This window comes from Sinorhizobium sp. 22678 (genome assembly GCF_052044265.1).
GTDB classification, from domain to species: Bacteria; Pseudomonadota; Alphaproteobacteria; order Rhizobiales; family Rhizobiaceae; genus Sinorhizobium; species Sinorhizobium meliloti_A.
This window is the reverse complement of sequence record NZ_JBQEMS010000011.1, coordinates 253350-262995: the sequence shown is the minus strand read 5'-3', so window position 1 is coordinate 262995 and position 9646 is coordinate 253350. Positions and strand designations below refer to the sequence as shown.

The 9646-nt window shown below is 63.0% G+C and carries 8 protein-coding genes; 3 read left to right on the top strand and 5 right to left on the bottom strand.

The genetic code is table 11. From position 1 onward, the window contains the following. A partial coding sequence (locus tag ACTJKL_RS18750) for an IS481 family transposase (RefSeq protein ID WP_440853516.1) occupies positions 1-1008 on the bottom strand: 1008 nt, incomplete at its 3' end. Positions 1009-1276: 268 nt separating this feature from the next. Between ACTJKL_RS18750 and ACTJKL_RS18745 the strand changes: the two genes are divergently transcribed. Then, on the top strand, positions 1277-2734 hold the full coding sequence (locus ACTJKL_RS18745; protein WP_440853515.1) for an NCS1 family nucleobase:cation symporter-1: 1458 nt from the start codon (positions 1277-1279) through the stop codon (positions 2732-2734). A 71-nt stretch (positions 2735-2805) separates the two neighbouring features. On the opposite strand, the gene ACTJKL_RS18740 is transcribed toward ACTJKL_RS18745, so the two are convergent. After that, positions 2806-3441 (bottom strand): DNA-3-methyladenine glycosylase I, encoded by a 636-nt coding sequence (locus ACTJKL_RS18740; protein ID WP_440853514.1) that lies wholly within the window; start codon positions 3439-3441, stop codon positions 2806-2808. A 288-nt stretch (positions 3442-3729) separates the two neighbouring features. On the opposite strand from ACTJKL_RS18740, the gene ACTJKL_RS18735 reads away from it, so the two are divergent. Together ACTJKL_RS18735 and ACTJKL_RS18730 are read left to right on the top strand one after the other, a co-directional pair. Continuing rightward, complete coding sequence (locus ACTJKL_RS18735) at positions 3730-4470, top strand: L,D-transpeptidase (protein WP_338278356.1); 741 nt, start codon at positions 3730-3732, stop codon at positions 4468-4470. A gap of 183 nt (positions 4471-4653) precedes the next feature. Next, positions 4654-5349 (top strand): L,D-transpeptidase, encoded by a 696-nt coding sequence (locus tag ACTJKL_RS18730; RefSeq protein WP_100669341.1) that lies wholly within the window; start codon positions 4654-4656, stop codon positions 5347-5349. A 152-nt stretch (positions 5350-5501) separates the two neighbouring features. On the opposite strand, the gene glcF is transcribed toward ACTJKL_RS18730, so the two are convergent. The 3 genes from glcF to ACTJKL_RS18715 form a co-directional block, all read right to left on the bottom strand. Further along, the gene (gene glcF, locus ACTJKL_RS18725; protein ID WP_411921924.1) at positions 5502-6794 is read right to left on the bottom strand and encodes a glycolate oxidase subunit GlcF; all 1293 of its coding nucleotides are present in this window, start codon (positions 6792-6794) and stop codon (positions 5502-5504) included. A 133-nt stretch (positions 6795-6927) separates the two neighbouring features. Then, on the bottom strand, positions 6928-8145 hold the full coding sequence (gene glcE, locus ACTJKL_RS18720; RefSeq protein ID WP_440853513.1) for a glycolate oxidase subunit GlcE: 1218 nt from the start codon (positions 8143-8145) through the stop codon (positions 6928-6930). After that, a complete protein-coding gene (locus tag ACTJKL_RS18715) occupies positions 8142-9581 on the bottom strand; it encodes an FAD-binding oxidoreductase (protein WP_100669347.1) in 1440 nt (479 codons plus the stop codon). Before ACTJKL_RS18715 ends, glcE begins: the two co-directional genes overlap by 4 nt. Between the last annotated feature and the right edge of the window lie 65 nt (positions 9582-9646).

Here is a 9646-nt window from a genome sequence, read left to right as displayed (position 1 = left end):
TTTCCACTTGCGGCCTTTGAAGCTGACATAGGCCTTGGTGCTGGGGACGGTGCGGACGACCTCGCCTTCATCGTAGATCACCTCTGGAAGGTGCTCGGGCATGGGGCGCGAACTGGGACGATAGCGACGGGCCGGCACGTCGAGATCGAGCGCGGCATGGGGCCGCTCGAAATTATAGAGTTCGCGCCAGGCATCGAAGGCGCGCTGGACGGCAGCCAGATCGGAAAATCGGGCGAAATCGAATATTTCGGCCTTGAGCGTGCGATGGAAGCGCTCATTCTTGCCGCGGCTCTGCGGATGATAGGGCCGGCTATGCAGGAGGCCGACGCCGAGCTTCAACAGCCACACGCCAAGTCTTGTCCAACGCTTGCCCGAGGCCTCGCCCCAGGGCGCGCCATTATCGACGAAAAGGGCGTCCGGCAGGCCGTAGCGCCGGAATGTCCGCTCCAGATGGCCGCGCACGGTCACTCCCTGCTGGTTGGCGCAGGCCGCCAGGCAAGGCACGAAGCGGGAATGGTCGTCCACCATCGTCAGCGGATGGCAGGGCGTGCCATCGCCGAGCCGAACCCAGCCCTTGAAATCCATCTGCCAGAGCTGGTTCGGCGCCTCCTTCTCGAAGCGCTGGGTCGCCGGCGCGCCACCGACCGGCGGCATGATCCGCTCATGGCGCTTCAGGATAGCATGAACCGTCGAAGGCGCCGGCGCATGCTGCCCCCGGTCTTCCAGAACGCGCGCGATCTTGCGTGCGCCCCACGCCGGATGCGCATCGCGCACCGCAAGCACCTCTGTCTCCACCGCCGCGCTCGACTGCAACGGGCTCACATGCGGGCGGCGCGAGCGATCAGCCAGCTCCCGGTCACCTGCCTGCCACCGCGCCAGCCACTTATAGCCCACATCGGCACTGATCCCGAACCGCCGGCACAGCTCCCGGCGGTTCGCACCCTCCGCCAGCGCCAGCCGCACAAATTCCTGCCTCTCTCCCATAACCGACACCTCTTTCCACGGCATGGACAACCTCCTCGCGAAGCCGATCCATGCCAGTATGAACGTGTCAGCCATCTCCCCGAACACCTGTCAGTCATGTGTCCGGGCTATACAACAAGCACAGGGATGAGGGTGGAGAGGATGCCGTCCTCCGATACGTTTCCTACAGCGCCGCGCGTCTTATGAGGCGCGCAAAGGTCGCTGTAGCACTTTGAGCCCGCAGCGATATTGACAGTGGGCGGCAAGCTCCTCTTCCATAGGCACAGGTGCCATGACGTCAAGAGGGGAAACGATGACGATACCACCCGGTGCATCTCCACAATTGTACAACGAAGACCTCGCGCCCGCCAAAGAACGCAACTGGGGCGCATTCTCCATTTTCAACGTCTGGACATCGGACGTGCACAGCCTGTGGGGCTACTATCTTGCCGCCAGCCTGTTTCTCTTCTGCGGCAGCTTTATGAACTTCCTCCTGGCCATCGGCATCGGCTCGCTCATCATCTTCTTCCTGATGCAGCTTGTCGGCGTTGCCGGCGTGCGCACCGGCGTGCCCTTCCCGGTCCTGGCCCGGGCGTCCTTCGGTATCTGGGGCGCGAACTTCCCGGCAATCGTCCGCGCCATCGTCGCGTGCTTTTGGTACGGCGCCCAGACGGCGGCAGCCTCGGGCGCCATCGTCGCGCTGCTTGTCCGCAATGAAAGCCTGCTTCAGTTCCACCAGTCGAGCCACATGCTCGGTCATTCCACCCTCGAACTCGTCTGCTACGTCGTCGTTTGGGGTCTTCAACTGCTGATCATCCAGAACGGCATGGAGACTGTTCGAAAGTTCCAGGACTGGGCCGGTCCAGCAGTCTGGGTGATGATGCTGCTGCTTGCGATCTATCTCGTCGTCAAGGCGGGCGGCTTCTCGTTCAGCCACACGATCCCGATGGACGTGTTGCTTGAAAAGACCAAGAATGCCGGCGTGCCGGGCCTACCGGGGTCGTTCGCCGCGCTTGGCGCAGTGGCCGCGATCTGGGTGACCTATTTCTCCGCGCTCTATCTCAATTTCTGCGACTTCTCGCGCTACTGCCCGAGCGAACGGTCGCTGAAGGTCGGCAACCTCTGGGGCCTGCCCGTCAACCTCATCCTGTTCTCGCTGGTCGCCGGCGTTACAACCATCGCCGCCTTCAATGTCTATGGCGAGGTGCTGCTGCACCCCGACCAGATCTCGGCCAAGTTCGACAGCTGGTTCCTGGCGCTGCTCGCCGCACTGACCTTCGCGGTGGCGACTCTCGGCATCAACGTCGTCGCCAACTTCGTCTCGCCCGCCTTCGACTTCGCCAACGTCTTTCCCAAGCACATCGACTTCAAGAAGGGTGGCTATGTCGCGGCGCTGATCGCCCTCGCGCTCTATCCATTCGCGCCTTGGGAAGGCGGGGCCGCGCACTTCGTCAACATGATCGGTAATACGATGGGCCCGATCTTCGGCGTCATGATGGTCGACTACTACCTCATCCGGAAGGGCCGCGTGGATGTGGAGGCGCTCTACCGCGAACACGGCGAGTTCCGCTTCGAGAACGGCTGGCACGTCAACGCGCTGATCGCCGCCGGCATCGGGATCGTCTTCTCCTCGATCCTGCCGGGGCTTACATCCGTCATGCCGGCATGGTGGGGCGTCTACGGTTGGTTCTTCGGCGTCGCCATAGCGGGTGCGATATACTACGCGCTCCGCTCCTTCAAATCGGCCAGGCCATACCCGGCCCAACCTTGATAGTCTACTGCTATCAGAGAACATCGCCCTCCCGTCGAATGGGAGGGCGATGTTCTTGCCGGATGCGGCAATCAGGCCGCCGGACGTGCGAAGCGCCGGCGCAGGTCCTCTATCGGCGCACGGCAGAAGCAGCCCTCGATATGGTCGTTGACGAGGCCCATCGCCTGCATGAAGGCATAGACGGTGGTCGGGCCGACAAAGGTCCAGCCACGCTTCTTCAGATCCTTCGAAATCCGCACTGAGGCCGGCGTCGTCGGATTGGCGATGAGGGTCTCGAAATCGATGATCTTCGGACGCTCGCTTCCATCGGGCTCATGCGACCAGAAATAGGCCGCCAGTGAACCGAATTCCGCGCGCAGCTCCTTCGCCCGGCGGGCATTGTTGATGGTCGAGACGATCTTGCCGCGATGGCGAACGATGCCGGCATCGGCGAGGCAACGCTCGACGTCCTCCTCGCCGAACTCGGCGACCTTGTCGAAATCGAAGCCCGCAAATGCGGCGCGAAACGCATCGCGCTTTCTCAGGATCGTCAGCCAGGAGAGGCCCGACTGAAAGCCTTCGAGGCAGATCTTTTCGAACAACCTGTGATCGTCGGCGACCGGCCGGCCCCATTCTTCGTCGTGATAGCGGCGGTAATCCCCCAGATTGCCGTGCCAGGCACAGCGATCAAGGCCGTCTTCCCCCGTAATCAAGCCCCTGGCTGCCATTTCGCCTCTCTCCATCGTTTCTCTTTTGTTCCGTTTACCATTTGCAAACCACATCGATAAAGAGGCGAATAACCCTACCCAAAGCTTTATTGCCGAGGCCGCCCTTGAGCGCCGCACCGTTTACGGTTCGGTTGCGGACAGATGAGAGCATCGCGCCATTGCCGGAGCGCTGGAACGCGCATGCGATTTCCCCAGAGCTCCGCCCCATTGAATTGAACGTAAGGGCCTTGGCGAGGCAACTCACCCGGGCTCCTCCAGATTGTTCCGGCCAAGTAGCGAGTCCGTCCGATGCTGAAGAAATCCCTTTGTTTTGCCGCATGCTTTCTTTCGATCCTTTCCGGGGTTGCAGCCGCACAGGACCGTTATCAAAACCGTCCGCCTGTCATCGTCAGCCCGGATCTGACCGCCCCCTGGGTGATGCAGCTGACGGGCAAGCGCGTGGTCTATCGCCAGCAGGTTCCCACGACCACCCGAAAGCGGGTGGAGCGGCGCGAGCTCAGCCGCCGCCCCGCCAACGCAGCCGTTCAGCCAGCCTCGATCACGCGCAGACAGAAGCCGGCAAAGTCGAGAATCGATCCGCAGTTCCTCCCGCAAATGGTCGCTTACGAGACGAAGGAGAAGCCCGGGACCATCGTCATCGACACCAACAACCGCTTTCTCTATCTCGTCACTGGCAACGGCGACGCGCGGCGCTACGGCGTCGGAGTCGGCAAGCCGGGCTTCGAATGGGCGGGAGAGCACAGGATCACGCGCAAGGCCGAGTGGCCCAACTGGACGCCGCCGCAGGAAATGATCGCGCGTGAGGCAGCGCGGGGCCACTATCTGCCGGCGCGGATGGACGGCGGACCGGAGAATCCGCTCGGCGCTCGCGCCATGTATCTGGGCTCGACGCTCTATCGCATCCACGGCACCAATGCACCCTGGACGATCGGCTACGGCGTTTCCTCCGGCTGTATCCGCATGCGTAACGAGGACGTGGTCGATCTCTATGAGAGAGTTAAGGTCGGCACAAAAGTCGTCGTGATATAGCGACCATGGATGCACAATACTTCTTTTCCCTCTTCATCGCCGCAAACCGTGGTTTTGAAGCAACAGATGTTCCCTCAGATACAAGTCTCGTCGAAATCGTTGCACTATAGAATGTATCGCGCGCGCCCACTTGCGGTTAAATCGCGTGGCTTGCTTGCAACGAGGGTTCAGAGGGAAATCGTAATGAGACGTCATGTCACGGGGATGGCCGCGCTTGCAGTTGCGGCCGCTGCTCTTCTTGTCTCCGGAAACGCTTCGGCATTTACTCCGGCCGATACTGTCGGCGCGGGCGTAAAAAGTTCCGACATCATTCAAGTCGCCAAACAGAAGAAGCCGCCTCAGAGATACTGGCGCACCAAGGTGCGCTTCCGCACGGACGAGGCTCCCGGCACCATCATCGTCGATACCAACAGCAAGTATCTTTATTACATCGACGGCCCGAACCGGGCGACGCGCTATGGCATCGGCGTCGGCCGCGACGGCTTCGGCTGGTCCGGTGTCGTCAAGGTTGGCCGAAAGGCCGAATGGCCGAGCTGGACGCCGCCGGCCGAGATGCGCGTGCGCGAGAGAGCGAATGGCCGCATCCTGCCGATCACGCAGCCCGGCGGCATCGACAATCCGCTCGGCGCCCGCGCGCTCTATCTCTACAAGGGTGGCCGCGACACGATCTTCCGTATCCACGGGACCAACCAGCCCTGGACCATCGGCCAGAACATGTCCTCGGGCTGCATCCGGATGATGAACGAGGATGTCGAACACCTCTATGAGCGCGCCGGGATCGGCACGAAAGTCGTCGTCATCGGCCCCGGCAGCAAGCCCGGCGACACCTATTTCGACGATCGCGGCGTCGACATTTTCCGCACCATTTTCGGCGGCTGACGGCGGCACTGGACCTCTCCTCACCCGAGGACCAGCCCTCTTCCCGCACGCGGGGAGAGGGGACAGGGACCTTTCCGCGAGTCCCTTCTCGCACTCAAAATAGGAGAAGGTGCCGGCAGGCGGATGAGGGTCCCCTGCTCACCCCCTGACTGTCACAACCCCGCCGGCTTTGGACCGCCATAGGCCCAGTCGAGCAGCTCCACCGTGTGCAGGATCGGTATCTCCGTGCCGCTGGCGATCTGCGTGATGCAGCCGATATTCCCGGTGGCGATCACTTCAGGCTTGGTCGCCTCTATATTTCTCACCTTCCGCGCCTTCAGCTTCGCCGAGATCTCCGGCTGCAGAATGTTGTAGGTGCCGGCCGAACCGCAACAGAGATGCCCCTCCGCCGGCTCGCGAACCGAAAAGCCCGCCCGTTTAAGGAGCTGCTTCGGTGCCGCGGTGATTTTCTGCCCATGCTGCATCGAGCATGCGGAGTGGTAGGCAACGGTGAGATTCCGTGCCCCCTGCTCCGGCAGGTCGAGGGTCGCGAGATATTCGGTGACGTCCTTGGCCAGCGCGGAAACCCTCGCCGCCTTCTCCGCATAGGCCGGGTCGAGCCGCAGCATATGGCCGTAATCCTTGATCGTCGTCCCGCAGCCGGATGCGGTAATGATGATGGCGTCGAGCCCATCCTCCTCCGCCGCCTTCAGCCAGACATCGATGTTGTGCCGAGCAGCCTTCAGCCCCTCCTCATCCCGTCCCATGTGGTGGACGAGTGCCCCGCAACAGCCCTCTCCCGCCGAAACGACGACCTCGACTCCTTGGCCAGTGAGCAGACGGATGGTCGCATCGTTGATTTCCGGCCGCAGCACCGGCTGCGCGCAGCCGGTCAGAAGCGCGACGCGGGCGCGCGGCGTGCCCTTTGCCGCGTAGACCGCCGGCTTTGCCCCCCGCGATACCGGCAGCGCGCTCGGCGCCAGATCGAGCATGACGCCGAAGGTCCTGAGGAAGGGAACCCTCTTCAGCAATCCGGCGAGCGGGCGCGCAAGACCGGCAGCCCCGAGCGCCAGCCGGAACCGTGACGGATAAGGAAGAGTGGCGGCAATGACCGCGCGGGCGAGCCGGTCCTTGAACGGTCGCTTATAGGTCTTCTCGATATGCGCGCGGGCGTGGTCGACAAGATGCATGTAGTCGACACCCGAAGGACAGGTGGTCAGGCAGGACAGACACGAGAGACAGCGGTCGATATGGGTGACGGTCTCGCTGTCTGCCGCACGGCCGTTTTCGAGCATGTCCTTGATCAGGTAGATCCGCCCGCGTGGACTGTCGAGTTCGTCGCCGAGAACCACGTAGGTCGGACAAGTGGCCGTGCAGAAACCGCAATGCACGCATTTGCGCAGGATCGTTTCGGATTCGGCGACATGCGGGTCGGCGAGCTGCTCAGGGGAGAAGTTGGTCTGCAACCGAGTACTCCATGTGGCGCCTTGCGCCTTGGATCACTTTGATCTCCGTCGGGCGGGCCGGAAATCGTCATGATCGATTCTCTTCGTCTTAGGCCGATCTTTTAGACCGCACGATGGCGAAAGGTCCCTTCGCCTAGTTCTGGACCAACGCGGCCGCGCGCCCTGGATTGAATATGCCCGAGGGGTCGAATTGGGCGCGGATGCGTTCCGATAATTGTGCCACGGCCGGGGATTGCGGTTCGAAGGCCGGAATGCGGCCGCGCGCCTCCTCGTCGGCACGCAGAAGCGCCGCATGTCCGCCGCCGACCGCGCCGATATAACGGCGGAGCAGTTCCGCCTCCGGGTCTGCCTCCATGCGCAGCCAGACCAGACCGCCCTGCCAGTCGTAGAAGGCATCGACACCGGTCTGCAGGCGCAATGCGGCGACGAGCTGATGGCCCGCCGAAGGGGCGACCGATACGCGCCACAAAGGCCGTCTGGTGCCATCGGCATAAGGCTTCACATCGCGGATTTCCGTCCAGAGGGTTCCTGTCTGCGCCTCGTCGAGTTGCGAAATCCGCCCGAAGCGCGACAGTTTTTCGCCGAGCTTCTGCGCCCGAATGGCAACGGATGCCGCGAGGCCTTCGAGCCGGAGCACCGTTGCGGCGCCATCCGGCAATACGCCGTCGAGAAAGCGGCTGCGCACGCTTTCCGGCAGATGCGACGCACCCGAAACCTCCACCGGCTGCGCCATGGCCTCCGCCATCACCGCAGCGGCTTCCGCATCGTTCAGCCCGGAGACGACGACGGTCGCCGCCGCCGGCGGGAGTGGCTGCACCTTGAAGGTGACTTCGGTCAGAATGCCGAGCGTGCCGTAGGATCCCGCCATGAGCTTGACGAGATCGAGCCCGGTCACGTTCTTCATCACCCGACCGCCGGCTTTGATGAGTTCTCCCCGGCCATTGACGAAACGCACCCCGAGCAGGCTGTCGCGAGCGGCACCGGCGACGTAGCGGCGAGGCCCGGAGACATTGGCGGCGAAGATCCCGCCTATCGTCGGTTCGCCCGTCGTTGCGAAAATCGGCCGGTGGTCCATCGGTTCGAAGGAGAGCATCTGGCCCTTGGCGTGCAGTGCCGCCTCGACTTCGGCGAGCGGCGTTCCGGCAAGCGCACTCATGGTCATCTCGGCCGGGTCATAGGTGACGATGCCGGAAAGGCGCCTGGTCGAGAGCGTTCTGTCCGCACGCGTGGGGTTGCCGAGACCTGCGCGCGTGCCGCCGCCGACTACGGCGAGCGTGACGCGCTCGGCCGCCGCGGACCGCACGACGGACGCGATCCCCTCCTCGCTTGCCGGCTCGAAATGGACGATCATGCCGCGGGCCGCCCTTCGAGCGGAAAAACCTTCGACGGGTTCATAAGCCATTGCGGATCGAAGGCGGCGCGCGCCGCCATCTGCTGGCCGAGATCGGCCCTGCTGTACTGGTGCAGCATCAGATCGCGTTTCTCGATGCCGACGCCGTGTTCCCCGGTCAGGCAGCCGCCCGCCTCGACACAGAGCTTCAGTATGTCATTGCCGGCAGCTTCCGCGCGGGCAGCTTCCTCCGGATCATTGATGTTGTAGAGGATCAGCGGATGCATGTTGCCGTCGCCGGCATGGAAGACATTCGCAACGCGCAGGCCGTAGCCGGCGACGATCTCGCCGGTCCGCCTCAAGACATGGGAGAGCTGGCTCAGCGGCACCGTTCCGTCCATGCAGATATAATCGGCAATCCGGCCGGTTGCGCCGAAGGCCGACTTACGCCCCTTCCAGATCAGTGCCGCTTCCAGAGCCGATTGCGATTCCTTGATCGTCATCACGCCATGGCGGCGCGCGATCTCGATAATGCCGGCGAGCATGGCGTCCATTTCGGCCTCGGAGCCTTCCACTTCGACGATCAGCAATGCTTCGACGTCGAGGGGATAGCCGGCCTGGGCGAAAGCCTCGCAGATCTCGATCGCCGGCTTGTCCATGAATTCGATTGCGACGGGAATGATGCCCGATCCGATGATATCGGCGACGCAGCTGCCGGCGGACTCGGAGGAGGCAAACCCGAAGAGGACGGGCCGCGCTCCTTCGGGCTTCGCAATCAGCCGCACCGTCGCTTCCGTGACGATGCCGAGCTGTCCCTCCGAACCGCAGACGAGCCCAAGCAGGTCGTATCCCGGCGCGTCGAGCGCCTTGCCGCCGAGTTCGATCACGGTGCCGTCGAAAAGCACCATCTTGACACCCAGAAGGTTGTTGGTCGTAACCCCGTACTTCAGACAGTGCGCGCCGCCGGAATTCATCCCGATGTTCCCGCCTATGGTGCAGGCGAGCTGCGAACTCGGATCCGGCGCATAGAAGAAGCCGTCGGCCGAAACTGCATCGGAAATATTGAGATTGGTCACGCCCGCCTGAACCGTCGCCGTGCGATTGAACAGGTCGATATCGAGGATGCGCGACATCTTCGACAAACCGACGACGATCGCGTCCTCCTGAGGAATGGCGCCGCCGGAGAGCGAGGTGCCGGCGCCCCGCGGCACGATCGGAATGCCGTAGCGGCTGCAATATTTGAGCACCGCGGCCACCTGCTCCGTCGTCTGGGGAAGAACGACTGCGAGCGGCATCCGCCGATAGGCGATAAACGCATCCGTCTCGAAGGGCTTGAGGCCGCGCTCGTCGCTGATGAGGCCGCCTTCCGGCAACAGATCGGCAAGATCGGCGACGATTTCCCGCCGACGGTCGAGGACGGCCTGCCTTGGCTTCAGAAAGCCGATCGTCTCCGGCATGAGCGCCTCCCATTCACAGCAAAGTGGTATTTTTTGCTTACCACTAATGCATGTCGCCCAAAAGT